Raw genomic sequence first — 24,205 nt, forward strand, 5'->3', positions numbered from 1 at the left:
CCTCCAGTTCTTCAGCGTGTACTAAGTCAGTATGGCACGCAGAGTGTCAGGTAGAGGGAGTCCATATCATTCGTTATACATACGGAGAATATTATGAATATATGGATATTTAGCTCGGGGTTATTAGCCCTGCTTACTACGTTAGTGCATGTATTTGCCGGTCAAATAGATCCGGTTAGACCTTTTCTTAAGTCGAAGCTTGATGATACCCCGAAAGCAACGCTTCTAGCTTGTTGGCACCTTGTCTCGGTCACTTTATTTGTTAGCTCACTTATGCTTTTATACGTCGGTTGGTATGGTATTGATTCACTCGATTTCCTAATCCAATTGCTAGGTTTTTTATATATTCTGTATGCAATAGTGTTTGTGGTGGTTGGGTTGTATTTTTTTGGAGCTAAGGTTTTAGTAAAGCTTCCACAATGGATATTGCTCCTTCCAATCGGCTTGCTAGCAACCTATGGTGTAATGTATGTATAACAAGAGACTATTGCGTCAATAGCTAATTTTTGGCGCTATCTTCATCCCACATAATGCCGTCTCTTAGCATCGAATTTAGTATCACAACCATCTTTCTCATACAGGCAACTATCGCTACTTTTTTTGGTTTTCCTGCCGCAAGTAATCGTTCATAAGTAGCCCTAAATACCGGGTTACATTGTATGGCGGACATCATGGCCATGTATAAAACTGTGCGAACTTGGGCACGCCCACCTTGGATCATCCGCTTATCTTTGAGGCGTCCACTTTCTCTTGTTATTGGAGCGACACCGATAAGAGAAGACGCTTGTTTATTGGTGATAAAGCCAAGTTCAGGAACGTTACTTATGATAGTTGTCGCCACTTTGTCGCCATTTTATTTTCTGTTTTATTCTAAGGTTATGATTTTAAAGTTTTAATTTCTATAGTTAATATTATTTGGATTAACATTCATGAGGCCATTGCTCATAACGAGAAGACCATGGCCGAGAGCCCGAAAAAGGGCATGAGCATTGAGCGCGAAACGTTTTTGCTGCATTTGATTGCTAAAGAAATGTTGTAGCTTCAGTCTACTCGAACACGAGCCGAACATGAAAAAACGCCTCAGACTACCGAAATAGTTTGAGGCGTTTTTTATTGGCAGCTTTCCTCACCCCCGAGGTTCACTACGAGACAATCAAGCGAAGTTTTTGTCTAGATCTAAAGTACTAACTAGGTTGCGCTGTGTAAAATATCAACAATTGCTTAATGTGACTTTGAGCATGTTTCCTAGCCTTAGTGCGACTTAGTATGCAGAAATTATGTAATTATTAGTTTGGTGAATATTACATGGTGAGACCTAAATCTAGGCATATGGCCGAATTTTGAAGTGACAATATTGTGATGCCTTCGAAGAGAATATCGACACGGTTTGGTCAAACGCTAGATTCTTCGTAAACTCATGTATATGACTGACTAGTAAATTGAATTAGAAAAGGATTTTGTGATGCTTCGAGCTGTGGTATTGGCGATGCTGTTGATGATTTCATCATGGTCTATTTTTGCTGAAGAAGTGAAATACTCTGAAAAGGAATATGTTGATCGGCCATTAGTCGAGCGTTACATACTTGATGAGTTAAAAAGCCTGAGAACCGATCAGCAGGATTTAGAGCGTCGCCTAACGATTCAGATTACTGATAGAGAGCTAGATGTGGCCGATAAGTCATTAAATTATGTAAACGTGACGGTAACGTACTTTTTCTACATTATTGCAGGCGTGGCGTCTCTTATTGCCCTGATCGGGTGGCAGTCGTTAAAAGACATTAAACACAACACCAAAGAAATGGCTGACCAACGCTTAAACAAAATCGCTCAAGAGTATGAGAAAAAGTTCTTAGCACTAGAAAGGGATTTGAAACGTAAGACGCGAATTATCTCTGAGAACAACCGAGAGATTGAGATCATTAATGAAATACATAACCTTTGGTTGAGAGCGCAGAATGCGCAAACAGCAGAGCAAAAAATCGAGACTTACGATGAGATTCTGAAGATTCGTCCGGGAGACCTCGAAGCGCTAACGTACAAAGCCGACGCCGCAATGGAAATTCAAGAATATCATTGGGCGATGAGCCTATGTAACAAAGTGCTCGAAGTGGATGACAGTAACGCTCATGCTTTATATCAAAGGGCGTGTGCCTATGCTCGCTTGGGCGCAGAAGGGCAGGCGATCGATGATTTGATTCGCTCAGTAGAGGCTAGTGGCTCTATGAGAGAGTTAATTGCGGAAGAGCCAGATTTCGAGATGTTACGAGGGCTAGACAGGTTTGAAGCTTTGCTAGAGGAGTAACTTCCAAAGGCGACAGTCGCGCGTATTCAAAGCGATGCTACCTCAATGCGATTTGACTGGTATTGCCTACTTTATCGATGACTTGACTCTCGTCAAAGTAGGCAATAAGCATTGATTACTTAAAGCCGTAACGCTCTAAAATCTGTTTTGCTTGGGCACTCTTTAAATACTTCATGAAATCTTCAGTTGCTGGCGAGTTCGAGATTTTTGCAAGTGGATAATCAATTTTAGAATGAAGGAAGTCATTGAAATGATGAACGATTCTGACTTTTTCACTCGCCATTGCATCGGTCTTATACACCATACCCAGTGGTGCTTCGCCCAGTTCGACCAGAACTAATGCCACGCGGACATTCTTTGTTGATGCCAAGTTACGGTCTACCGCTTCCCACACCCCCAAAGTTTTCAGTGCTTCTTTAGAGTAGATGCCAGCTGGCACACTATCAGGCTGGCCAATGGCTAAGCGTTGGTTTTCAAGGTGATGTCCCCATTCTGATTGCTCAGCGACGTCAAAGCTCACAGTTGAATCTTTTGGCGAAATTAGAACCAGGCTATTACTTGCAAAAATAGATACGTTGTCTTGTTTGATTGTCCCTTGTTTAACTAAATGGTTAACCCACTTTTGGTTTGCAGAAATGAAAATATCCGCAGGCGCACCTCTTTCAATTTGTCTTGCGAGTGAAGAAGAGCCACCAAACACTGGTGTGATTTTTACGTCATGCGATTGAGTAAACGCAGCTGACAACTCTGTGATAGCGTTTGTCATCGAAGAGGCTGCGTAAACTCGGATAGTTTCTTCAGCGTGTGCCGTAAAAGACAACAATGTAAGTAACAGGGTACTAATCTTTTTCATGATTTCCATTAGGCTTTGTAGGGGTAAATAATATTTTATCGTTTTAGTTCGGTTCTGTACGTAAGTATTTTATCGGCTTGGTCAGTGATTGTAAGGGGCTTTAAATTCGTTACGTAGCCAACTTCTAAGTTGTATGACACTTTCCAGTTTTAGCTTCTCTGGGGGGCATACAAAATAAAAGTTTTGATGAGGGTTTTTGATCGCCGGACCAATTTCCCGAAGTAGTCCGTGAGCGATATCGTCTCTTACAAACTGCCTATGAGTGATGAAAATCCCGAGTTTACGAATTGTAGCTTGCACAGCTTGGATAGAAACCGGAAAAGATAGGTTGTTTCTACCCGATGGAACAGGAACATTATGGGCGTCACACCATACGGACCAATCATGCTTGCGTCGGTCATTCGTTACATTGATTACGGGGAAACGTTCTATTAGCTCGCTTGGACTGAGCTTACAACTTTTAGAAAGAAGCTCAGGGCTGCACACCATGATAAGTTCATCGTCACTCAACTTCTCACAATAATAGTCTTGCCAATCATCGGGGTTACCATGAACGAGTGCTGCGTCAATGCCTTGCTTTTCAAGTTGAAAAACGCCAGTCAAAGTCGAAATCCTGACATCCATATTAGGGGCAAACTCTTGAAACCCTTGAACTCTGGGGATCCACCAATGCATTGCGAGTGAGTTGATCATATTCAATGTTACCCGATGATCTTCTACAGCATGGATAAGCTCGTCTGTAGCATTCACGATACTCTCCAATGCTGGTGCTACTTTTTTATAGTAACGCTTACCATCAGCGTTGAGTTTTACGTTTCTGCCGGTTCTTTGAAATAGGGGTTTACCTATTTGTTGCTCTAAAGATTTAATGGATTGGCTGACCGCTGAGTGGCTGACACAAAGCAGATTAGCAGCTTCGGTCATACTGCCAGTTTCTGAAACCGCGACAAATGAATAGATAGATTTTAACGGGACTAGCTTTCTCATTGGTAAGTTTTCCTTACAGGTTAGTTCAATATTACTCGCTATTTATCCATTCGTCACCTGATTAGAATATCGTCATCAGGAGGTGGAAATGTCAAAAAATTCTCACGCTATTGCGTTTATGTTGCTTTCTACGTTTAGCCTTTCGTTCACTGGGCTAATCGCAAAGTATCTTTCACAAATATTATCTGTTGAGGAACTTAGTTTTATTCGTTTTGCTGCGCCAGCACTTTTATTGTTTGCTCTTCTTAGCATGAAAACGATACGAACTTTTTCTTGGCTAACGTTTAAGCCGCTCGTGATTCGAGGGCTCTGTATTGCGGCATGCCAAGTGTGTTTTCTATTGTCGTTACAAACTCTGACTTTGGTTGAAAGCATCGTACTATTCAGTTCAGGACCCTTATTTATCCCGGTGTTAGAAAAACTAATCTTTGGCACTCGAATTCCGCTGTTTACTATTGTTGCTTTATTGATGACATTTGGTGGTGTTTTACTGATGGCAGGTGACCCGACACAAATAGAAATGCGTGCTGAGTTAATGATTGGCGTGCTTGCGGGAATATTTAACTCGGGGTCGCAATTGAGTTTGTATCGAGCATCGAAGGGTAAGATGACTCCTGTAGAGCTGAACGCGTGGACCTTTTTGATTGCCAGCGCAATAGTTAGTCCTTTTCTTATTGGTTCGAGTGTTATTGGTCATGTGGACTTTCAGTGGATGCAAAGCCGCTACCTTTGGGGAGTGGTTGCCGTTGGCGTGTTAGTCATGTCTTGTTTGATCATCAATACGCAAGTCTTTCGCGCAAAAGCTTATGCGGTATCAAAGAGCAGCTCACAATTAGCACCACTAATTTATACCAATTTGATGTTTACTGGGCTTTGGCAGTACTTGTTTTTTGAAGACCAATTTAGTCGTACGCAAGTGCTAGGCATATTGTTTATTATTTCAGCCAGCCTTTTTAATAGCTTTTGGCCGAAACTGAATCAACACCGATTTGGGGGGATAAAGATAGGCACTCGTTCTTTTTGAAGTAAGGAGTGCCACTAAAAGAAAATTGTGTTTTGAAGGTTAGAATAGGGAGCGTATATATTCTTTGACTTTAAGGATGTGTTGCTCTCTATCGACTTCAGTATGTTGTTTCTCATCAAGGAAAGCCTTAGCGTATTTTTGGTCGACTTCGCCCTCTAAGAACAACACATACAGTTTAGGGTCTATATGTCCGCTGGTTGCCATCTCTGTCATGATATTCAACGACTCAGTGAGCGTTTTCGCTTTTTTATATGGCCTATCACTGGAAGTCAGCGCTTCAAATACATCAGAAATTGCCATCACTCTTGCGGGAATGGAGAGTTGCTCTTGATCTAAGCCTCGTGGGTAGCCTTTACCATCGACTCGTTCATGGTGGCCGCCTGCAATACTTGGGATATTTTGTAAGTGTTCAGGGTAGGGAAGTCGTTCTAACATCGAAAGAGTTTGGATGATGTGGTCATTTATTATGAAGCGCTCTTCATCATTCAATGTTCCTCGTCTAATAGAGAGGTTATGCAATTCTCCTCTGTCATATTTGACCTTGCCAGGCGTGAGCACAAAATCTTCTTTCCAAACATCCATCGGGCTAAAGCCTTGTTGCCACGGAATACGGTGTACATCCTTATCGGCGAGTAATGGCTCCATGGTAGGTAGATAAGCTTTTGTTTCATGACGTTGTTTTTCCACCCACGAAACCCCTAGTTGATCATCGAGCGTTCTTTTCCAAGTACGGCTAGCGATTTTTTGCAGACGCTCGACCTTTTCATCGGCCATGAACTCACTGCCCAAATTACACTCCGCGACGAACGCAAACTCTTCATCAAGTTCTGCGTGTGTTTGGTTGAGTAACGCTTTTTGTTTCTCCTCATCTTCGCCTTTACTCACCGCTTGCCAGTAATCGGACTCAGCCTGAATTTTCAGTACTTCGAAGCGCATTCTGACCTCATGAATTCGGTCGTAAATCGTTTCAAGCTTAGTCGCTTTATCAACCACATATTCTGGGGTCGTAACCTTGCCACAATCGTGGAGCCAAGAGGCCAAATTAAGTTCTTCCCATTGTTTGTTGTTCAAATTGAAGTGAGGGAAATAACGTTGGTCTTGTTCGGTGACTTCAGTGAGCCATTTAGTTAATTCTGGCACTCGCTGACAGTGTCCTCCCGTATATGGAGATTTTGTATCTATGGCAGAAGCGATCAGTTCGATGAATGCATTTAGCATGTCTTTTTGCTGCTGCATTTGGTCGATATTGTCTTTAGCAATTTCGGCAAAACTGAGTAGCTCTCTTAAAAAGGCATGTTTATCGGCTTGCATTTGAGTAATTGCACGTTCGTAGCCAATCACAACAATTCCGACGAGTTGCTTTTCTCTGTTTAGGAGTGGGAACAGATAAATATCGGAATTGAAGATGGAGTTTTGATGGCGTTTTAGAGCGTTATCGTCTCGGTTAATATGGATGGTCTCACCGGATTTCAGTTTTGAAAGTAACCAAGCTGTATCTTTAATGAATTCATTAATGTCTGCTTTAAAAGGAATAATGGCATGGTTTGCCGCAACAGTGAATTTGTCGGTTTCTTCAGATTGAACAAACAACACGATGGTTTCAGCTTTGGTGATCAAATAGCTTTGGTGAGCCACAGTTTTAGCTAATACGCTGAACTCTTGGTTGCTTGCGGTATCACGCAATAAGTTAAGCAAATCGTGAAGCGTATGCTCCATGAGCTCGATGGATAAAGTGAGGTTAGAGACCTCTTTTATCATACTCTTTGGATAGTGAGTTCGTTTGAAATCAAAGCGAGCGATATTATCGGTAAGCTCTACCAAGTTTTGCAAAGGCAGTGCTAGCCTTTTGGCTATCAACCATACAAATATAAAACAAGTGATGAGCAGGATGATCGCCACTGTAATTTGCTTATCTCGCATGGACAGTAAGTCGGCCAGCAGATCGTTTTGTGGGGTGGCTTCAGCGAGTAACAGGGTGACATTGTCTGTGAGTGTGACTGGAGCGATAGTCAGCGACCAAGCACTTAAGTTGTAATTCACTTCTTTAAATAGCGGCTTTTCATAGCTATCTTCGTTGAGAAGGCTCGCAAGTACGCTTTCCCGCAATGCCACCTGTTGTTGTTCATGAGGCATGCTCATATCTAACCCAAGTTGATGCTGACCTAGTAACTGAAATTCGTTATCGAATAACGCGAGCTTGGTTTGTGGCGAATAGGCGAGCTTACTAATTTGAGTTGATAGGCTTTGTAGGGTGAAGTCTGCACCGATAACGTGCTCACCGTCTGCTGAGCGTCTTGAAAGCGTGATACCGCTTGTTTTCAGGAAGTGGAACAAATACGGTTTGGACAATCGAATTTCCCCATCGCTCTCTGCGTTGGTAAACCAAGGCCTAGTTCTAGGGTCAAATGTATTATCGTTGTCTTTCTTATAGCCTATCTGTTTGTGGTTCCCGTCCAGGTAGATGGTTTCATTCTTACCTGTTAAATCGGCACTATTGATCATCATGGTTGCTTTTGGCGGTGCGCCGGCAGCCTCTCGTAATTTGTTTGTTCCTAATGGCCTGAAAATAGTAAAAGCGCCGTCATTTGCTGTATAAAATAGTGCGACTAAGTTGGGGTTTTGTTTAAAAATGAGGTCGATGGAAGCTAGCCAAGGCCGCTGTTCTAGGGATTGACCTTGGTGCCTTATGAAGGAGCTGACAGCCATGAAATCTAATGTGGTTAATACAGGCGCGACAGCTTGCTTGAATACGGATTCAAGTTTATTACTGTGCTCTTTACTGAGTTCTTGAGCGGTTCCCGTTAATAGTTCTTGGGAATGGCGATAGCTAATCGTGATAAGTACTATACCAACTATGGTCGTCAAGACTAAAAAGAGGCTCGTAATATGTATACTTAGCGGGTAGCGGCGTTTCTTCATTCAAAATTCCGTGAGAACGAACTCGTTTAAGTATTGCCTATGATTCTAAGGTTGCAAAAAAAACAACCAAAATTTAGTAGGTTGAATTTGACCTTAAGTTAAGCTACTAACAAATTACTCACTGGCTATGGTCAGGCTCAAAAGTGGGACTACGTGAAGTTTGGTGAAGCTTTTGGGCTTGAAATGAGTGGTTAATAATTAACTTTTGGTGAATTGCTCCTCAATTAGTAATGAGGCTGTTAGACTTGCACTATTGATGACTACTCTGAGCAATATTCGATGAAGTTACTGGTCGACACTCACACTCATACTTACGCAAGTGGCCACGCCTATAGCACCCTGATTGAAAATGCCCAATCTGCTAAAGAAAATGGAATAGAAATGTTCTGCACCACGGATCATTCAGAATCGATGCCGGGGGCTCCTCACTATTGGTTTTTCAGTAACCAACGAGTCTTGCCTAGGTTTATTCATGATATCGCGATTATTCGCGGCGTAGAGTCGAATATTCTGAATGTTCAGGGTGAAATTGACATTCACCCAAGCGTTGATCGTAACCTTGACTGGGTGATTGCTAGTTTTCATGAGCCAGTATTTCGTCCTTCAGATAAGGCAAGTCATACCCAAGCCCTTTTAAATACGATAGAAAGCGGGCGTGTCGACGCATTGGGGCATTTAGGAAATCCTAACTTTGACTTCGAATTTGATACCGTGATCAAATGTGCAAAAGAGCACAACGTCGCCATTGAGATAAACAACACCACTTTAAAAGGAAAGAGCCGAGTGGGGAGCGTTGAACGTTGTTACGAGATTGCCTCAATCGCTAAAGAGTTAGGCGTGTTCATTACGACGGGAAGTGATGCCCATTTTTGCCAAGATGTGGGCGGGTTAAATTTAGTCTCAGACCTACTCGACAAAGTTGGATTTGATAGCAGTAAGGTCATCACGCACTCCCCTAGACAATTTTTAGACTTCTTACAGTTACGCGGGCGCGAGCCAATCGCAGAGTACTCAGAACTTTAGGTTTGGTCTTTACGCATTTCGAAACACATATTTGTCTCTATGAAGGTAAATATTGGTTACACTAGCGCCATAATAAAAATGCCAATGGCACCATTTAGCTTGGAGATGTAATGAAAAACCGCTCTATTTTACTGTCGGGATTGTTAGCTGCGTCATTAGTCGCTGCACCAGTTTTTGCGAAAAGCTCAGAACTTAAAAAAAACATGCAAGAAATGAAGCTTGCCTTTAAGCAAGCTGCAGAAGCGCAAAGTGTTGAAGAAATGCAAAAGCCAATTGCAGAGTTAGACGCCTTGATTTTGGGGGCGAAGCAAGGGGTATACCCGACTGAAAAAGAAGCTTTGTATATGGAAGGCTTTAAGAAACTGTCTCTTTCTATCGATAATATTGAAGCTCAATTAGAGCAGGGTAACTTGGAGCAAGCTCAGCAGGAGTTGCGTGAAATTGATTCTCTGAGAATCGAATATCACGACAGACGTAACCCAAGTATCTGGAGCAAAATCTTCGGCTAACCTCGAGGATAAACATTCAACGTTTCAAACTTGATTTAAAAAAGCGCCAATTGAGGCGCTTTTTTGTTTTCTTATTATCCATTTACAAACGAGTAACGTGCGTTAGCTTCAATAAATAATAAACGCCCTCTATATCACTATCTTGTGTTGCCAGCTTGATCCATAATGTCGCAAATTTATAAACCCTGCAAATAATGCGCAAAACCCCATTTAACTTCTCAATGTTATTTGCGTCTGCTTTAAGCTGGCTGCTGGTAACGTTAATGCCTGTTATCAATGCTCATGGTAACAGTGCGGGAGTATGGGCAACGTTATGTACAGTTAATGGCTTTGAGCTTGTCCAAGTTGAAGAGGGACAGCCTGAGACACACAATGGAAAACCGTGTCCATTTAGCCATTTTTCAACCTTTCACCATGATGAACTTCCGACTACTTTACTAGCCACTCGGCATAGTCTGATTGTTTCTGATAGCTACGCTTTTTTGGCTCTAAGCGAACGCTTTAAGAAGCAAGCTCCCCGCGCTCCCCCTTCTTTTTTATTGTCTTATCACTCTATGCAATACGCATAACAACAAAATTAATAAATTAGATAATAAGTAAAGTTAACGTGCTCACTCAACTTTCTGGTTAACCCAGAATGCGACTGCGTGCGTGTAAAAGGAAAACGCAATGTTGAGAAATGACTCTCAAGCTACACAGACGAACACCAACTCTGGCGAATCACGCTCTAAAACCCTTTATTTTCTTACTTGGCGTTGGCATTTCTACGCTGGGTTATTCGTTGTCCCTTTTTTGATCATGTTAAGTCTAACGGGCTTAGTGATGCTTTTTGATGACGAAATTGAAATGGTTCGTTATCAAGATATCTTACAAGTTTCGGTATCTGGTCAACAACACGCCGCTTCCGAGCAGTTACTTGCTGTTCAGACTGCCTACCCACACGGCAATGTCACTCAATTTATTCCGGGAAAAGAGCAAGGGCTGGCGAACCGTTTCTCTGTGAAATTTGAGGATGGCTCTTCGGTGTTTGTCACCTTGGACCCTTATAAAAATCAAGTGTTAGGTGAAATAGATCGCAGCGACAGTTGGTATCAATTGGCGAATGATATTCATGGCTCGCTTCTAATTGGTGATTGGGGAGATTACCTAATCGAGATATCTGCGAGCCTCTCAATCTTATTGCTCGTAAGTGGCATTTATTTGTGGCTACCACGAGATAACGCAACTAAAGCTGGTTTTCTTAAAATTCGCCTGTCATCAGGGACTCGGTTCTTAATGCGCGACTTGCACGCAAATGTTGGTGGCGTACTTTCGCTAGTTCTACTGTTGTTCGTATTGTCAGGACTTGCATGGGCTGGCATTTGGGGCGGCAAGATGGTTCAAGCGTGGAGCTCATTCCCTGCTCAAAAATGGAATGATGTGCCTCTTTCTACGCAAACACACGCTTCGCTGAACCACGGTTCAGAGGAAGAAATACCGTGGAATTTGGAGCAAACACCACTACCGAAGTCACACGACCATTCGAATATGGAAGGTGATCACACGACTGATTTGATCTCAGCAAAAGGCGTTGGTATTGATGTGATGGTCGCGAAAGCAGAAAAGCTAGGATTTACTCAATACAAACTTAACTTTCCTCGTTCAGAAACGGGTGTATTTACCTTATCGGCCAATACGATGAGCGGAGATATTACCGACCCAACTCAAGACAGAACAACACATATTGACCAGTATTCTGGTGAAGTACTAGCAGACGTTACTTGGTTAGATTATAACTTGATGGCGAAAGCAATGGCGGCAGGTATCGCGCTTCACCAAGGGGATGTCAGCGTCATCAACAAAGCGTTTAATACTCTGTTCTGTTTGGCATTTATCTTAATTTCTGTTTCAGGCGGAGTGATGTGGTGGATTCGCCGCCCGTCTGGGAAGAAGCAATTGGGTGCACCACCTAAGTTTGCGGATGCTGGGTTGTGGAAAACGGGTCTTGTTGCGCTTATCTCGATTTGTATTTTATTCCCATTAGGTGGGTTAACAATCGTATTGGTGTTGCTATTAGATTGGTTGGTGTTTACGCGAGTAGAAAAATTGAAGCTCGCATTTAGTTAATCTATGACCCTCTCAAGTTGGGTTCTCAGCTTGAGAGGATTACGTTAATCAAGATTATTTTTGATAGAGCTCCAGCGGAAGTCCATCTGGATCTGCAAAAAAGGTAAATGCCTTTCCAGTGAATTCATCAAGACGGATGGGTTCTACCTCCACTCCTTTTAGTTCCAACTTCTTTTTTGTTTCGGTGACATCATCGACGATAAATGCGAGGTGTCTTAACCCTTGAGCTTCGGGGCGACTTGGACGGGGTGGTGGTTCAGGAAAGCTGAATAATTCGATTTGGGAACCGTCTGGTAGGCGCAAGTCGAGTTTGTAAGACGCGCGCTCGGAGCGGTAGTTTTCCGCAATGATTGGAAGGTTCAGGATCTCAGTATAGAAATGTTTCGATTTCGAATAGTCTGAACAAATGATTGCGGCATGATGGATTCCATTCAACATGATTATTGCTCGCTCGCGAGTTTATGGGTTAAGTGATTCATCGCGTAGTCAATGAATACCCTAAGCCGGGCTGGCATGTATTTGGTTTGTGCGTACTGCATGGCTATCGCACCATGATAGTTACTTTTGAGTGTCCAATCTTCAAGAACGGGGACAACTCTCCCTTCTTTCAGCGCATCTTGAATGACAAAGTCATGAAATATTCCAATTCCTAAGCCATCTTTCACTCCATTGAGGCGCATTTGTGAGTGGTTAACTGCGTAGGGCCCGCTAACTGCGACGGTGTGAAATTCATCATCTTTCAAGAAGTCCCAGATATGATCTTTGTCGTTTTCTGCAAGGTACAAGCAGTCGTGCAAGCTCAGCTGAGTTGGGTGGTCTGGTAGCCCTTTGGCTTCTATGTATTCAGGGCTAGCACACAGCACTAGGTTGGTTTTACCGAGCTCTTTAAGTACTAAGCTTTCATCGGGTTTATCCGTTAAGCGGAAAGCCACATCAATGCCTTGTTTGAATAGGTCGATATCGCCATCAGCGGCCCTTAACTTCAGTTGTATCTGAGGATATTGCTTCAGAAATGGTACGACGAATGGTTGTAATACGGAGTTAAGAAAAGCTTCTGGTGCAGCCACTGTTAGTGAGCCAGATGGTTCACTATGGTCTGATGTGGAAAGGTCTATGGCTTGCTGCGCTGCATTCACCATCACCATGCTTTGATCATAAACTTGCTGACCCGCTTGAGTGATAAGTAGGGTTCGAGTTGTTCTTTCAAAAAGTTTAACTGACAAAGCTTTTTCAAGGCGCGTAATGAGTTTACTGAGTGCTGAAGGCGTAACCCCGAGTTGTTTGGCCGCTGCAGTAAAGCTGCCTTCGTTCACCACCAATATAAACGAAGCTAAGTCAGGAAGTAACGCGATCAGTTTCGGATTAATCATAAGATTGTACACTCAGTTATTCGGGCATTTTTATGGTCGAGGTTTTGCTAAACCATGAATCGGGCTTTGATGAAGCGCAGATAAATAGACGTCGCGTCATAATACGCCAAAAGGTTGGGTAGATTAAGCGCTCCGTTTGGTAATACCGGATTTAGTGAAACTAGCCTAACTCTAATTGGCATGTAAATAAGAAGTGATAACAGAAAAAGGGTACAAACATCAGGGAGCTTCATTAAGAGACTTACTGGTTGATTTGATAAACTTTAACTCACATCTGTATTTATCCAACTAAATCCATATACTGGCTGAATAATAAACAAGAACCAGTTAGTCGGCTAAGGATGGTGTATGGATAAATCGGAGAGCTTATTTCAAATACAGAGAGTGCATAGGTTCAATTTTTCAGTATGGACGGTTCTGACAGGGACTCTGCTCGCGCGCACTAGTTATTTCATGGCCTGGCCTTTTTTGATTGTTTTTCTCTATCAAGATTATGGCGCATCAGCGATTGAAGTGGGCTTCATGCTTGCCACCTCTGCTGTTGTTGGTGCGGCTACAGGGCTGTATTCAGGTTACCTCTCAGATAAATTTGGCCGAAAATGGGTCATGGTCGCAGGGAGTTGGGTGGCGTCTATCGCGTATACCGGGATTGGGCTCGCGAGTGAAATATGGCAATTTTACTTTTTGCTTATGCTTACTGGATTAATGAGGCCAATGATAGAGGCGCCTGCGAAAGCGGTGATCGGTGATAACTTGGCAGATCTGAAAGATCGCGAATTAGCACTGAATATTCGCTATTTCTTGCTTAACTTAGGCGGTGCGCTCGGGCCTTTACTCGGTATTACACTTGCGTTGTCTCAGCCTCAAAATTTGTTTTTGATCACTGGCGCGACCTACGTGGTTTATGGGTTTTGGTTGTTGTTTGGTATTGAGCGTAAAAAGACATTCATCAAACCTGACGCAAGTTCAATTCCTAACTTTTCTAGCACCCTAAACGTCATAAGAAAAGATAATATTTTCATGAAGTTAATGATCGCAAACTTCATCATGATGTTTGTGTATGCCCAAGTGGAATCTTCTATTCCTCAAGTCATTGTTCGTTCTGATATTGTCGATGCTGCCCAATTGATTGCTAGCTTGGTGTTAGTGAATACATTGACGATCATAGTCTTCCAGTTTCCAATGTTGAAGTGGCTAGAACATATCCCTTTATTTGTGAGAACACGCATAGGCATGGTGCTGATGGCGATCGCGCAAATAGGGTTTCTCTTTACACCAGAAGATTGGCCAATAGGGTGGGGAATCGCTTGTTTTGTATTGAGCCTTGGTGAAGTGATTGCTTTTCCAACTTTGAACGTACAGATAGACCGAATGGCGCCTCCTCATTTGAGAGGTTCATATTTTGGTGCCGCGGCTTTGTATTCCCTCGGTTTTGCTATCGCCCCGTTAGTTGGAGGTGTAGTGATTGAAACGCTGAGCTCAAATTGGTTATTTGTTCTTTGTTTTGCTTTATGTCTCGTCATGATTTGGTTGTATTGGCTAGCCGAACATGCGGAAGATTGCGTAGAAAGAGAACCGATCACTCAAGCCTAAAGATATATCGCGAGTACAAGCCGCAGTTTTGATGCTTCAGAACTGCGGCTTTTTGCATTTTCAAAAGACGATTCACTAGACGTGTGCTCTTGCGACTCCTACTTTTAATGATAGATATGTGAATATATCTGGCTCACAAATGCTTGTTGGTATTGAAATTGCCTATACGGAAAAGTAAGAGTTTGTGGTGCTAGAATAATAAAGCAAGCATGACTTTTCAGTTTAATCTACTGAAATCATTACAAAAATAAGAAGCAACGATATGAGCGAAGCAAGTAGCACCATACTTACGGAAAGTGGGACAAATGAACTGGAGATTATCGAGTTTCATTTAGTGAAGCACCTCCCTGATGGTAGTACGAAAACGTGCTATTACGGCATCAACGTCGCTAAAGTCCGCGAAGTTATTCAAGTACCTGAAACAACAGATTACCCTAATGCTCAGCCTCATATGGTTGGGGTATTTTCTTCCCGTGATATTTTGACCCCTCTTGTCGATTTGGGGGGCTGGCTTGGATTACCCACGAGCAAAGACATGGCGAAAAAGTTCGTTATTGTGACTGATTTTAATCGGATGACGAATGGCTTCCTAATAGACAGCATAAGCCGCATCCATCGTATATCGTGGAATGATGTGGAGTCTCCGAGCCAATTCCTAGAGGCGGGTGAACAAGATTGTGTAGTGGCGGTTGTCCGTAAAGACAAAAACCTAATTATGATTTTGGATTTCGAGAAGATCATTGCAGACATTAATCCAGAGCTCAGCATGGAGAAATATGATGTCACCGTCGACAAATCTGTCGATTTGAACCAGCGCATGATCACCAAGCGAAACGCCAAAACCGTAATTGTTGTGGATGATTCAGCGTTTATACGTGGGTTAATCCAAGATACGCTGACCTCAGCGGGCTATAACGTGATTGCTTGTAAGGATGGTGGTGAGGGTCATGACAAGTTAATGGAAATAGCGGAAACAGCCAAAGAAGAAAACTTACCGACTAATGAACTCGTCAATGCGGTCGTCACGGATGTAGAAATGCCGAGAATGGATGGTATGCATTTGCTTAAACGCCTACGAGAAAGTGAGGCCTACTGCAATACGCCAGTCATCATGTTCTCTTCTTTAATGAGTGACGATAACCGAGCCAAAGCACTTGCCCTTGGCGCCAATGATACGATCACCAAACCTGAGATTGGCAAGATGGTTACTATGATGGACAAGTACATTTTCAACTAGCATACCGGCGAGTTCCCTTACCCACTTCTAGAACCGGAAAGCACTGCGTCTTGTGGTGCTTTTTTAAGGCGGGCGACTACCCATACATAGAGTCTGAGCCTAGAACACTTCTTTCTAATATCAGTGCGACCAATGGAATGTTCAGATAAGCAATAATTACCTAAACCGCTCAATTTATGTGACCGCTATCATTAATAGTAATTATTTGTGATTTTGATTCATTAATGTTTTTCCGGCCCGAGGGATAATCGTTTCTTGATGGTTCAACTAAAATGTTCATATTAGTTTTACAGTGTAAATGATCGTTTTAGGATCGTTTATATCCCTACATAATGCGGCGCGCGATGCTGCTGAATAATAACTAGGAAGGAATGAGACAATGTCTTCTGCATTTTACCAACAGATTCAAACTCAAATCGAAGAAGTTAAAGAAGAAGGTCTTTACAAGTCTGAGCGCATTATCACTTCTGCTCAAAAAGCAGCGGTTTCTATCTCAACTGGTGAAGAAGTATTGAACTTCTGTGCAAATAACTATTTAGGCCTTGCTAACCACCCAGATCTTATCGAAGCAGCTAAAGGCGGTATGGATCAGCACGGTTTTGGTATGGCTTCAGTTCGTTTCATCTGTGGTACTCAAGATTCTCACAAAGAACTAGAGCAAAAGCTCTCTACGTTCCTAGGTAAAGAAGACACAATCCTGTACACATCTTGTTTTGATGCTAACGCTGGCCTATTCGAAACCATTCTAGGTAAAGAAGACGCAATCATCTCTGACGCACTAAACCACGCTTCAATCATCGATGGTGTTCGCCTATGTAAAGCGATGCGCTTCCGTTACGCGAACAACAACATGGAAGAGCTAGAGCAACAACTTATCGCTGCTAAAGAAGCTGGCGCTCGCCACACGCTAATCGTAACTGACGGCGTATTCTCAATGGACGGCGTAGTAGCAAACCTTCCTGCTATCTGTGACCTTGCAGACAAGTACGATGCACTAGTCATGGTTGATGATTCTCACGCTGTGGGCTTCATGGGTGAAAACGGCGCTGGTACTCATGAGTTCCACAACGTTGTTGACCGCATCGACATCATCACAGGTACGCTAGGTAAAGCAATGGGCGGCGCTTCAGGCGGTTACACGTCTGGTAAGAAAGAAGTGATCGACTGGCTACGTCAGCGTTCTCGTCCATACCTATTCTCTAACTCTGTTGCTCCTGCAATCGTATCGGCGTCTATCCGTGTTCTAGATCTTCTAGCAGAATCTGGTGACCTACGTACAACACTATGGGAAAACTCTGCTCACTTCCGTACTCGCATGGAAGCAGCTGGTTTCACTATGGGTGGTGCTGACCACGCGATCATTCCAATCATGCTTGGTGATGCAAAAGTAGCGGCTGAATTCGCAGAACGCGCTCTAGAAAAAGGTATCTACGTTGTAGGTTTCTCTTTCCCTGTAGTACCAAAAGGTCAAGCTCGTATCCGTACACAAATGTCTGCAGCACACTCTCGTGAGCAACTAGACCGTGCAATCGATGCGTTCATCCAAGTTGGTAAAGACATGGGTATCATCTAATTTTATTGCAGCTTGTTGGCGTAACGATAATGCTGTGATGATTAGATAAGAACAATAAGATTTTTGATTCTCGCCTTGCAGTTAGGCGAGATGAACTAGGTAACATTATGAAAATTAAAGCACTTTCTAAACTTAAGCCTGAAGAAGGCATTTGGATGACCGAGGTTGAAAAACCTGAAATGGGTCATAATGATCTTCTTATCCGTATTAAGAAAACCGCAATCTGTGGTACAGACGTACACATCTACAACTGGGATGAGTGGTCACAAAACACGATCCCAGTACCTATGGTTGTAGGTCACGAATACGTAGGTGAAGTTGTTGGTATCGGCCAAGAAGTTCGTGGTTTTGAAATCGGCGATCGTGTATCTGGCGAAGGTCACATCACATGTGGTCACTGTCGTAACTGTCGTGGCGGCCGTACTCACCTTTGTCGTAACACTACTGGTGTTGGTGTTAACCGCACTGGTGCATTCTCTGAATACCTTGTGATCCCTGCGTTCAACGCGTTTAAGATCCCTGCAGAGATTTCAGATGATCTAGCATCAATCTTTGACCCGTTCGGTAACGCAGTGCACACAGCGCTTTCTTTCGACCTAGTAGGTGAAGACGTGCTAATCACTGGTGCTGGCCCAATCGGTATCATGGCTGCTGCGGTTGCTAAGCACGTAGGTGCTCGTCACGTTGTAATTACTGACGTAAACGAATACCGCCTAGACCTAGCTAAGAAGATGGGTGTAACGCGCGCTGTAAACGTGATGGAAGAGAAGCTTGAAGATGTAATGGCTGATCTAGGCATGACAGAAGGCTTCGACGTAGGCCTAGAAATGTCTGGTGTACCATCAGCATTCAACAGCATGCTAACTAACATGAACCACGGCGGTAAGATCTCTCTACTAGGTATTCCACCGTCAGACATGGCAGTAGACTGGAACCAAGTAATCTTTAAAGGCTTGGTTATCAAAGGTATCTACGGTCGTGAGATGTTCGAAACTTGGTACAAGATGGCTTCACTAATCCAGTCTGGCCTAGATCTATCTCCAATCATTACTCACCACTACAAAGTGGACGACTTCCAAGCAGGCTTCGATATGATGCGCTCTGGTATGTCTGGTAAAGTAATCCTAGATTGGGAATAAGTTACCTAAAGTCTAAATGAAAAAAGCTGAACCCTAGGGTTCAGCTTTTTTGTATCTGTTGCATGGAAACAACAATACGATGTTTGTAAACACGGTTAGATGTTGTGAAAAAGCACTTCTAATCTCAGTGTAATTTTGGCTTCTGTGTAATGGTAAGGAAGTGGTTCGGTTTCCGAATCTAAGTCCTTGTTCCAGTTATATTCGGGAATGATTTCGTAGAAAAACCATTTTCGGCCGTAGTTGTGGCGATAAGTGACCGACAGGTTTGTATTTTCGATGTAATGATAGGGGCGATTGCTTCCTAGAATACTCGCTTGATAACTCAACGCTTGTTCTTGCGAGATATAGTGATAAAAAGTCGTGCCGGTAGCAAATTCCCACCCTTTTAAATCGTCATCGTAATTTGCGTAGTTTGTCCACCTGAGTAAGTACTTTTTACTGAACGAGTGCTCAATGTCGAGTTGGCTAGATTCGCCGGTAATTCGCTTTTTCTGATACACCCTCTGTGTGAATCGACCAATTGTGGACGTGGTAAAGGGGTAGGTGTATTGATATCTAGCTTCAATCGACGGGTGAAAGGTCGCTTTCAGATTAAAGCTGCTTCGACCTTTTGCGTACCAGTCGTAACGAACACCGACTTGGCTTTCAAAATCTTCCGTTGTTTCCGGTAACAGATCGTATGGCCCATCTTCTCCTTCAGACTCAAGAACCACTTTAAGCTTTTTGGTGACTTTCGGTAAGTTAAAGCGCAGTTTGAAGCGGGTTCGGTACTTAAAATAGTATTCGTCTGAATACGAAAAATCGTTGTACCAACGGATCAAAGTACCCGCTCTTGCATCATCTTCCACGCGCTCATCTACGAAAAAGCTATCAAACCATACCGCCGGCTGACAAAGTTTAGTGTTCACATAATCAAATGCTTTATCAATGGAATGTGTGTCATCGGACTGGCTTAGGCAAACCGCCTCGGTTGCTGATGGCCGTGCTACGGTAGGGGTTTCTTCACTGTAGCTTAGCGAGGAATAGGTAATGATACTGAGAGAGATAAACGAGCGTAGGGACAACTGCAAATACTAAAGTGACGATTGGAGTGTTAATCATAACACTTGCTGATGGAATAGAGAGATTGAAAATGGTGTTTTATCAGTAGCTTTGAGCAGATATCAATTGAGTAAATCTTTTCTAACAAAGTCTTTACTCGTTAAATGAGTAATTTTTGGTATAGTTTCGCTCTTAAATTGACTCAAAGAAGTCGACTAAAAAACTTGCTCAATAGGAATATCGTCAGACATGACAAAATTAGAAAAATCAGTAGACAAGCAATTGATGTCTTCAGGTTATAAAAACCTTCAAGAACGCTTTTTTAGACTGCGTAACAATAAGATTTTCGAACTATTCGTGATTTCAGTGATCATATGTTCGGCATTGATGATAGGTGTGAATACCTACGAAATTCCGTCTAGCATAATGAGTATTTTGAAGGTGTTGGACTGGATGATCACCGTGATCTTCTTGGTTGAAATTGTCATTCGATTTGTCGGTGAGCCAGACAAAAAGCGGTTCTTTCACAACTTCTGGAACGTGTTCGATACACTCATCGTCGTGGTGAGTTTAGTGCCAATTCAAAGTGGAGATATGGCTGTACTAGGGCGTTTAGTGCGTATTTTCCGCGTTCTAAGAATGGTCTCAATTATCCCAGAGCTGCGATTGCTGATTAATTCGTTAGTAAAGGCGTTGCCTCAACTTGGCTACGTCATGCTGCTAATGTTTATCATTTTCTACATTTATGCGGCAGTCGGCGCGACTTTCTTTGCAGAAATTAATCCAGTCCTTTGGGGGGACATCTCTATCAGTCTATTGACTCTATTTAGAGTGATGACATTCGAAGATTGGACTGATGTGATGTATGAGACGATGACAGTCTACCCATTGTCGTGGAGCTACTATTTAACTTTCATCTTTTTCACCGCGTTTGCATTTCTAAATATGGTCATTGGCATTGTAGTAAATGTTCTTGAGCAAGAACGTCAGGCCATTGAAAAAGAAGAAACGGCGCAAGCCAATGAGCCAACTATGGCTGATTTAAAGCAAGAGCTCGATGAAATTAAGCAGTTGTTGAAGCAGCAAAACGGACAAGCATAACCTGTTCGTACACACCATCAACAAAAATGGCTATCTACACCAGATAGCCGTTTTTTGTTTCGTATTATTCGCAGGGCTTAAGGGGTTCTACATCATCCCCGACATGTTCTGCGTAACCTTTTGGCGGTGGAGTCCAGCCCCTTTCAGAGCGAGCATGTTTATCGGAACGATCTTTTTGCATGTCCTCTTTGATTCGTTCTTCTAAGTGCATGAACAGCTTGCGATAGTTGTTATCGAATCGCTCACCTTCTGCGTCATCAAGCCAAGCTTGATACAACATATCAGATTTCCGGTTCTCTACATTTTTGTAGGTTGATTTCTGTTGTTCTACGAAAAATGGATGGTACCCCAAACTCCGCAAGGCTTCTGAGCCCACTTCTAGAGCGGAGTGATAAGTTTCCGATTCAATAAAGTCGGCTCCTGCGGCTTTCAAACGGTAGCTATGGCCGCGGTCGAATGCACGCACTAAGATTTTTACTTTCGGGTAAGTGTGTTTAACATATTTCACTAATTCGACACTGCTGTCTTGATTGTCGATTGCCACGACCAAAAGTGCCGCTTCTTCAATTCCTGCGGTATGCAGCAAATCAGGGCGGGTAGCATCGCCGAAATAAGCTTTGGTGTTAATTTTACGTACCACGTCCACTTGGTTTGCTTGATGATCCAATACGACAGTGTTGACCCCATTCGAGACCAATAGTCGGTTCACGATTTGTCCAAATCGACCAATACCAGCAATGATGACTGTGCCTTTTTCTTTTATTTGGTCTTCTTCTCGGTCATTCGATGTTTGTTCATAGCGTGGTAAGATCACTTTATCAAACAGAATAAATAACCCAGGCGTCAGGAACATCGAGAGTGCGACCACTAAAGAAAGCGTTTGTGCAATCTCCAATGGCAGCACATGGTTTTGCATTGAGAAACTTAGAAGAACGAAACCAAACTCACCAGCCTGTGCAAGGCTTAAAGTGAATAACCAACGGTCGCTGTTTCTAATTTTGAAAATAAGTGCAAGAGAGAATAGAACGATTGCCTTAAGTAACATCACGCCAACGGTCAAACCGATGATCAAAGCAAAGTCGTCCAGCAAGATCCCGAAGTCGATCCCAGCCCCAACGGTAATGAAGAATAAGCCTAAGAGAAGCCCTTTGAAGGGGTCGATGTTAGATTCGAGTTCGTGGCGGAATTCACTGTTCGCAAGCACAACCCCAGCCAAAAATGTCCCGAGCGCGGGAGACAGCCCAACAAGGCTCATTAGGGCGGCAATGCCAATTACGAGCATGAGAGCCGTGGCGGTAAAGATTTCTCGTAGCCCTGAGCTTGCAACAAAGCGAAAGAGAGGGCGGCTCAGAAAGTGACCTCCAACGACAACAATGGCAATGGAGGCGGTAATGACTAACCCATAAGCCCAGCCAGGCAAGCCTGCCACTAAGCTAAGCTCTTCATGATGCTCTGCTGCAGTTGCGGTCGCCGTTTGGGCTTGTTGAACTAACTCTGGTAAGGCTAACAGAGGGATAAACGCCAGCATTGGAATTACAGCAATATCTTGGAATAACAGAACAGAAAAGGCATTTTGGCCACCTTCTGTTTTGCTTAACCCTTTCTCATTGAACGTCTGCAGGACAATCGCAGTGGAAGATAAAGCGAAAATTAAGCCAATCGTGAGTGAGATAGTCCAAGGCTGATTAAAGAACAGCGCTATCGCCATAACCATTGCGGTGGTGCCGCCAACTTGTAGGCCGCCGAGCCCCATAAGACGATTACGCATCGACCATAGCATCTTAGGCTCTAACTCTAGGCCAACGAGAAACAACATCATCACGACACCAAACTCAGCGAAGTGTTGGATCGTTGTCGTTTCTTCACCGACTAAGCCAATAATCGGGCCAATAACCACACCTGCGATGAGATACCCTAGAACCGAACCAAGTCCAAGTCTCTTTGCAATAGGGACGGCGATGACGGCAGCGACTAAGTAGATGAATGCTTGTAAAAAATATCCGGTCATTTGTTAGCCCTCGGCCGTCATTTCTTTTAGGTAGTGGTTGAGTTTTGCAACTTGGTTTGCGCGATTGGTATCAATGTTGTCGTTGACTAAAGCGGTTAATAGTTGACGATAAAGTTCGATATGTTGTTCAACTCGATTCTCTTCGACGGCGGTTCTCGCTCCAAACAGCGCAAATGGAGCTAAGTAATCCATGCCGCACAGCGAGGCCGTTTGTTCTAACGGATAGAGTAATTCTCGAATCTTAAAGTGGTTGTAGCCTTCGGATTGGTAGGCGTCTTCTTTAGCGCCAGCGGTAATGGCACAAAAGAATGATTTCCCCTGTAGCGCATTACCGTCTGTTCCATAGGCATAACCGTATTCTAACACTAGGTCTTGCCATTCTTTTAGGATTGCAGGAGTGGAATACCAGTACAGTGGAAATTGGAAAATAATGACATCGTGTTCGTCGAGGCGCTTTTGCTCTTTATCAATATTGATGTTGAACGTGGGATATTCAGCGTAGAGATCGACCGTTGTGACACCATCAACTTTTTGTGCTTGTTCGAATAAGGGTTTGTTTACTTCTGAACGATGCAAAGAAGGGTGGGCGAAGAGCACCAGCACTCGTTTTTTTGACATAAGCCCTCTGATTGAAATAGGTGATAAATAGAACTTAGAGGATGATAAGGTTAACAATAAATGAAAACCGCTTTCCTAACAATGATTTAGCACTGTTTGGCAAAGAGTGTTTGGAGTTCCTCTAGATTGTCGACAACGATAGATGCTTGATGACGAAAAGGCTTATCGAGACCGTTGGTCACTAAGCAAGAAGGCATCTGCGCGTTTTCGGCGGCTTCTAGGTCATATAAGTAGTCGCCCACATACAAGAGTTGCCAACTCTCTAATTGCCATTCCTGTTGGAGAGCCAGTAGCGCGTCGGGTTCTGGCTTGGGTGCAAATTCCTCACGCGATACCACTCGTTCGATACTAATTTCACAGTGCTCTAGTTTCATTTCTGTCGCGGTTTCACAATTTCTTGTCACGATACCTAAGTGGTACTCAGATTCCTTCAAATAATTGAGTAGCGACAAACAGCCCTTCATTGGAGCTGCGCTCGTGGCATCACTGAGTTCATGATCAAGAATTTGCTGGTGGGCCTGTTGCTGTTCCGCTTCACTTGGTAGCGCGTCTGCGAAGGTAAGCAAGTCTTGATTCTTAGGGCAACCAATTTGCTCTCTTAAATGTTGAAAGTTAATTTGCGAGCTGACCAAGGTGTTGTCCAAATCAAAAACGACGGCCTTGATCATCTTCACATTCAACGGTATTGGCATTTTTACTCTCCGAAGCAACAATTCTTGTCTAAGTGTAGTCTCATTTTGTGTTAGTGAACTTTACTATTTTCAGAGAGATAGCTACGGTATTCAAAAATAAGAATGAAAAA

General features: G+C 43.2%; 21 protein-coding genes and 2 pseudogenes. 13 read left to right on the plus strand and 10 right to left on the minus strand.

Going from position 1 to position 24,205, the window contains the following annotated elements; genetic code table 11:
- Window positions 1–93: 93 nt before the first annotated feature.
- Window positions 94–477 carry a hypothetical protein gene (locus ACHUFI_RS19525; RefSeq protein WP_394252207.1) on the plus strand — a complete coding sequence of 128 codons (384 nt, stop codon included), beginning with the start codon at window positions 94–96 and terminating at the stop codon, window positions 475–477.
- 22 nt (window positions 478–499) lie between these two features.
- On the opposite strand, the pseudogene ACHUFI_RS19530 reads toward ACHUFI_RS19525, so the two are convergent.
- A pseudogene (locus ACHUFI_RS19530) lies at window positions 500–838 on the minus strand (transposase); the annotation flags it as partial.
- Window positions 839–913: 75 nt separating this feature from the next.
- On the opposite strand from ACHUFI_RS19530, the pseudogene ACHUFI_RS19535 reads away from it, so the two are divergent.
- Together ACHUFI_RS19535 and ACHUFI_RS19540 are read left to right on the plus strand one after the other, a co-directional pair.
- Window positions 914–1,039 (plus strand): annotated as a pseudogene (locus ACHUFI_RS19535) (DNA mismatch repair protein MutT); the annotation flags it as partial.
- Window positions 1,040–1,486: 447 nt separating this feature from the next.
- Window positions 1,487–2,302, plus strand: a complete 816-nt coding sequence (locus ACHUFI_RS19540; protein ID WP_394252338.1) for a TPR end-of-group domain-containing protein — start codon at window positions 1,487–1,489, stop codon at window positions 2,300–2,302.
- A gap of 115 nt (window positions 2,303–2,417) precedes the next feature.
- On the opposite strand, the gene modA is transcribed toward ACHUFI_RS19540, so the two are convergent.
- Window positions 2,418–3,155, minus strand: a complete 738-nt coding sequence (modA, locus tag ACHUFI_RS19545) for a molybdate ABC transporter substrate-binding protein (RefSeq protein ID WP_394252209.1) — start codon at window positions 3,153–3,155, stop codon at window positions 2,418–2,420.
- Between the two features lie 81 nt (window positions 3,156–3,236).
- Entirely contained in the window at window positions 3,237–4,142 is a 906-nt protein-coding gene (locus ACHUFI_RS19550; RefSeq protein WP_394252211.1) for a LysR substrate-binding domain-containing protein, read from the minus strand.
- An 88-nt stretch (window positions 4,143–4,230) separates the two neighbouring features.
- Between ACHUFI_RS19550 and ACHUFI_RS19555 the strand changes: the two genes are divergently transcribed.
- Window positions 4,231–5,166, plus strand: coding sequence for a DMT family transporter (locus ACHUFI_RS19555; protein ID WP_394252213.1), 936 nt, complete (start codon window positions 4,231–4,233; stop codon window positions 5,164–5,166).
- A gap of 39 nt (window positions 5,167–5,205) precedes the next feature.
- Here ACHUFI_RS19555 and ACHUFI_RS19560 read toward each other — a convergent pair whose 3' ends face one another.
- Window positions 5,206–8,085 carry an HD domain-containing phosphohydrolase gene (locus tag ACHUFI_RS19560; protein ID WP_394252215.1) on the minus strand — a complete coding sequence of 960 codons (2,880 nt, stop codon included), beginning with the start codon at window positions 8,083–8,085 and terminating at the stop codon, window positions 5,206–5,208.
- A gap of 279 nt (window positions 8,086–8,364) precedes the next feature.
- Between ACHUFI_RS19560 and ACHUFI_RS19565 the strand changes: the two genes are divergently transcribed.
- From ACHUFI_RS19565 to ACHUFI_RS19580, 4 genes are all read left to right on the plus strand, one after another.
- A complete protein-coding gene (locus tag ACHUFI_RS19565) occupies window positions 8,365–9,108 on the plus strand; it encodes a phosphatase (protein ID WP_394252217.1) in 744 nt (247 codons plus the stop codon).
- Window positions 9,109–9,218: 110 nt separating this feature from the next.
- Window positions 9,219–9,617, plus strand: coding sequence for a cytochrome b562 (locus ACHUFI_RS19570; RefSeq protein WP_394252219.1), 399 nt, complete (start codon window positions 9,219–9,221; stop codon window positions 9,615–9,617).
- A 194-nt stretch (window positions 9,618–9,811) separates the two neighbouring features.
- On the plus strand, window positions 9,812–10,186 hold the full coding sequence (locus ACHUFI_RS19575; protein WP_394252221.1) for a hypothetical protein: 375 nt from the start codon (window positions 9,812–9,814) through the stop codon (window positions 10,184–10,186).
- Window positions 10,187–10,286: 100 nt separating this feature from the next.
- The gene (locus ACHUFI_RS19580) at window positions 10,287–11,723 is read left to right on the plus strand and encodes a PepSY-associated TM helix domain-containing protein (RefSeq protein ID WP_394252223.1); all 1,437 of its coding nucleotides are present in this window, start codon (window positions 10,287–10,289) and stop codon (window positions 11,721–11,723) included.
- A 54-nt stretch (window positions 11,724–11,777) separates the two neighbouring features.
- Here the strand turns inward: ACHUFI_RS19580 and gloA2 are convergent, their stop codons facing one another.
- Both gloA2 and ACHUFI_RS19590 read right to left on the minus strand, forming a co-directional pair.
- Window positions 11,778–12,161, minus strand: a complete 384-nt coding sequence (gene gloA2, locus ACHUFI_RS19585) for an SMU1112c/YaeR family gloxylase I-like metalloprotein (protein ID WP_394252225.1) — start codon at window positions 12,159–12,161, stop codon at window positions 11,778–11,780.
- A gap of 2 nt (window positions 12,162–12,163) precedes the next feature.
- Window positions 12,164–13,093 carry a LysR family transcriptional regulator gene (locus tag ACHUFI_RS19590; RefSeq protein ID WP_394252227.1) on the minus strand — a complete coding sequence of 310 codons (930 nt, stop codon included), beginning with the start codon at window positions 13,091–13,093 and terminating at the stop codon, window positions 12,164–12,166.
- A 348-nt stretch (window positions 13,094–13,441) separates the two neighbouring features.
- Between ACHUFI_RS19590 and ACHUFI_RS19595 the strand changes: the two genes are divergently transcribed.
- The 4 genes from ACHUFI_RS19595 to tdh all read left to right on the plus strand — a co-directional run bounded on the left by ACHUFI_RS19595 (window position 13,442) and on the right by tdh (window position 18,635).
- On the plus strand, window positions 13,442–14,686 hold the full coding sequence (locus ACHUFI_RS19595) for an MDR family MFS transporter (protein ID WP_394252229.1): 1,245 nt from the start codon (window positions 13,442–13,444) through the stop codon (window positions 14,684–14,686).
- 262 nt (window positions 14,687–14,948) lie between these two features.
- On the plus strand, window positions 14,949–15,923 hold the full coding sequence (locus ACHUFI_RS19600; RefSeq protein ID WP_394252231.1) for a chemotaxis protein: 975 nt from the start codon (window positions 14,949–14,951) through the stop codon (window positions 15,921–15,923).
- A gap of 379 nt (window positions 15,924–16,302) precedes the next feature.
- A complete protein-coding gene (locus ACHUFI_RS19605; protein WP_394252233.1) occupies window positions 16,303–17,496 on the plus strand; it encodes a glycine C-acetyltransferase in 1,194 nt (397 codons plus the stop codon).
- Window positions 17,497–17,603: 107 nt separating this feature from the next.
- On the plus strand, window positions 17,604–18,635 hold the full coding sequence (tdh, locus tag ACHUFI_RS19610; protein ID WP_061031177.1) for an L-threonine 3-dehydrogenase: 1,032 nt from the start codon (window positions 17,604–17,606) through the stop codon (window positions 18,633–18,635).
- Between the two features lie 95 nt (window positions 18,636–18,730).
- Here tdh and ACHUFI_RS19615 read toward each other — a convergent pair whose 3' ends face one another.
- Window positions 18,731–19,564, minus strand: a complete 834-nt coding sequence (locus ACHUFI_RS19615; RefSeq protein WP_394252340.1) for a hypothetical protein — start codon at window positions 19,562–19,564, stop codon at window positions 18,731–18,733.
- A 361-nt stretch (window positions 19,565–19,925) separates the two neighbouring features.
- Between ACHUFI_RS19615 and ACHUFI_RS19620 the strand changes: the two genes are divergently transcribed.
- Complete coding sequence (locus tag ACHUFI_RS19620; protein WP_394252235.1) at window positions 19,926–20,777, plus strand: ion transporter; 852 nt, start codon at window positions 19,926–19,928, stop codon at window positions 20,775–20,777.
- Window positions 20,778–20,841: 64 nt separating this feature from the next.
- Here the strand turns inward: ACHUFI_RS19620 and ACHUFI_RS19625 are convergent, their stop codons facing one another.
- The 3 genes from ACHUFI_RS19625 to ACHUFI_RS19635 form a co-directional block, all read right to left on the minus strand.
- Window positions 20,842–22,785: a monovalent cation:proton antiporter-2 (CPA2) family protein gene (locus ACHUFI_RS19625; RefSeq protein WP_394252237.1), complete on the minus strand. Its 1,944-nt coding sequence runs from the start codon at window positions 22,783–22,785 to the stop codon at window positions 20,842–20,844.
- 3 nt (window positions 22,786–22,788) lie between these two features.
- Window positions 22,789–23,403 carry an NAD(P)H-dependent oxidoreductase gene (locus ACHUFI_RS19630; protein ID WP_394252239.1) on the minus strand — a complete coding sequence of 205 codons (615 nt, stop codon included), beginning with the start codon at window positions 23,401–23,403 and terminating at the stop codon, window positions 22,789–22,791.
- A gap of 86 nt (window positions 23,404–23,489) precedes the next feature.
- Window positions 23,490–24,095: an HAD family hydrolase gene (locus tag ACHUFI_RS19635; protein WP_394252241.1), complete on the minus strand. Its 606-nt coding sequence runs from the start codon at window positions 24,093–24,095 to the stop codon at window positions 23,490–23,492.
- Between the last annotated feature and the right edge of the window lie 110 nt (window positions 24,096–24,205).

Origin of the sequence: Vibrio profundi (assembly GCF_043642225.1) — a bacterium.
GTDB classification, from domain to species: domain Bacteria; phylum Pseudomonadota; class Gammaproteobacteria; order Enterobacterales; family Vibrionaceae; genus Vibrio; species Vibrio profundi_A.

What these genes read in the sequence shown, in the direction of transcription:
- ACHUFI_RS19595 (WP_394252229.1), top strand. Translation starts at nt 13,442, where the DNA reads ATGGATAAATCGGAGAGCTTATTTCAAATACAGAGAGTGCATAGGTTC.
- ACHUFI_RS19525 (WP_394252207.1), top strand. Translation starts at nt 94, where the DNA reads ATGAATATATGGATATTTAGCTCGGGGTTATTAGCCCTGCTTACTACG.
- ACHUFI_RS19540 (WP_394252338.1), top strand. Translation starts at nt 1,487, where the DNA reads ATGCTGTTGATGATTTCATCATGGTCTATTTTTGCTGAAGAAGTGAAA.
- ACHUFI_RS19620 (WP_394252235.1), top strand. Translation starts at nt 19,926, where the DNA reads ATGACAAAATTAGAAAAATCAGTAGACAAGCAATTGATGTCTTCAGGT.
- ACHUFI_RS19590 (WP_394252227.1), bottom strand. Translation starts at nt 13,093, where the DNA reads ATGATTAATCCGAAACTGATCGCGTTACTTCCTGACTTAGCTTCGTTT.
- ACHUFI_RS19625 (WP_394252237.1), bottom strand. Translation starts at nt 22,785, where the DNA reads ATGACCGGATATTTTTTACAAGCATTCATCTACTTAGTCGCTGCCGTC.
- ACHUFI_RS19570 (WP_394252219.1), top strand. Translation starts at nt 9,219, where the DNA reads ATGAAAAACCGCTCTATTTTACTGTCGGGATTGTTAGCTGCGTCATTA.
- ACHUFI_RS19555 (WP_394252213.1), top strand. Translation starts at nt 4,231, where the DNA reads ATGTCAAAAAATTCTCACGCTATTGCGTTTATGTTGCTTTCTACGTTT.
- ACHUFI_RS19630 (WP_394252239.1), bottom strand. Translation starts at nt 23,403, where the DNA reads ATGTCAAAAAAACGAGTGCTGGTGCTCTTCGCCCACCCTTCTTTGCAT.
- ACHUFI_RS19605 (WP_394252233.1), top strand. Translation starts at nt 16,303, where the DNA reads ATGTCTTCTGCATTTTACCAACAGATTCAAACTCAAATCGAAGAAGTT.
- ACHUFI_RS19565 (WP_394252217.1), top strand. Translation starts at nt 8,365, where the DNA reads ATGAAGTTACTGGTCGACACTCACACTCATACTTACGCAAGTGGCCAC.
- ACHUFI_RS19580 (WP_394252223.1), top strand. Translation starts at nt 10,287, where the DNA reads ATGTTGAGAAATGACTCTCAAGCTACACAGACGAACACCAACTCTGGC.
- ACHUFI_RS19575 (WP_394252221.1), top strand. Translation starts at nt 9,812, where the DNA reads ATGCGCAAAACCCCATTTAACTTCTCAATGTTATTTGCGTCTGCTTTA.
- gloA2 (WP_394252225.1), bottom strand. Translation starts at nt 12,161, where the DNA reads ATGTTGAATGGAATCCATCATGCCGCAATCATTTGTTCAGACTATTCG.
- ACHUFI_RS19600 (WP_394252231.1), top strand. Translation starts at nt 14,949, where the DNA reads ATGAGCGAAGCAAGTAGCACCATACTTACGGAAAGTGGGACAAATGAA.
- modA (WP_394252209.1), bottom strand. Translation starts at nt 3,155, where the DNA reads ATGAAAAAGATTAGTACCCTGTTACTTACATTGTTGTCTTTTACGGCA.
- ACHUFI_RS19550 (WP_394252211.1), bottom strand. Translation starts at nt 4,142, where the DNA reads ATGAGAAAGCTAGTCCCGTTAAAATCTATCTATTCATTTGTCGCGGTT.
- ACHUFI_RS19635 (WP_394252241.1), bottom strand. Translation starts at nt 24,095, where the DNA reads ATGCCAATACCGTTGAATGTGAAGATGATCAAGGCCGTCGTTTTTGAT.
- tdh (WP_061031177.1), top strand. Translation starts at nt 17,604, where the DNA reads ATGAAAATTAAAGCACTTTCTAAACTTAAGCCTGAAGAAGGCATTTGG.
- ACHUFI_RS19560 (WP_394252215.1), bottom strand. Translation starts at nt 8,085, where the DNA reads ATGAAGAAACGCCGCTACCCGCTAAGTATACATATTACGAGCCTCTTT.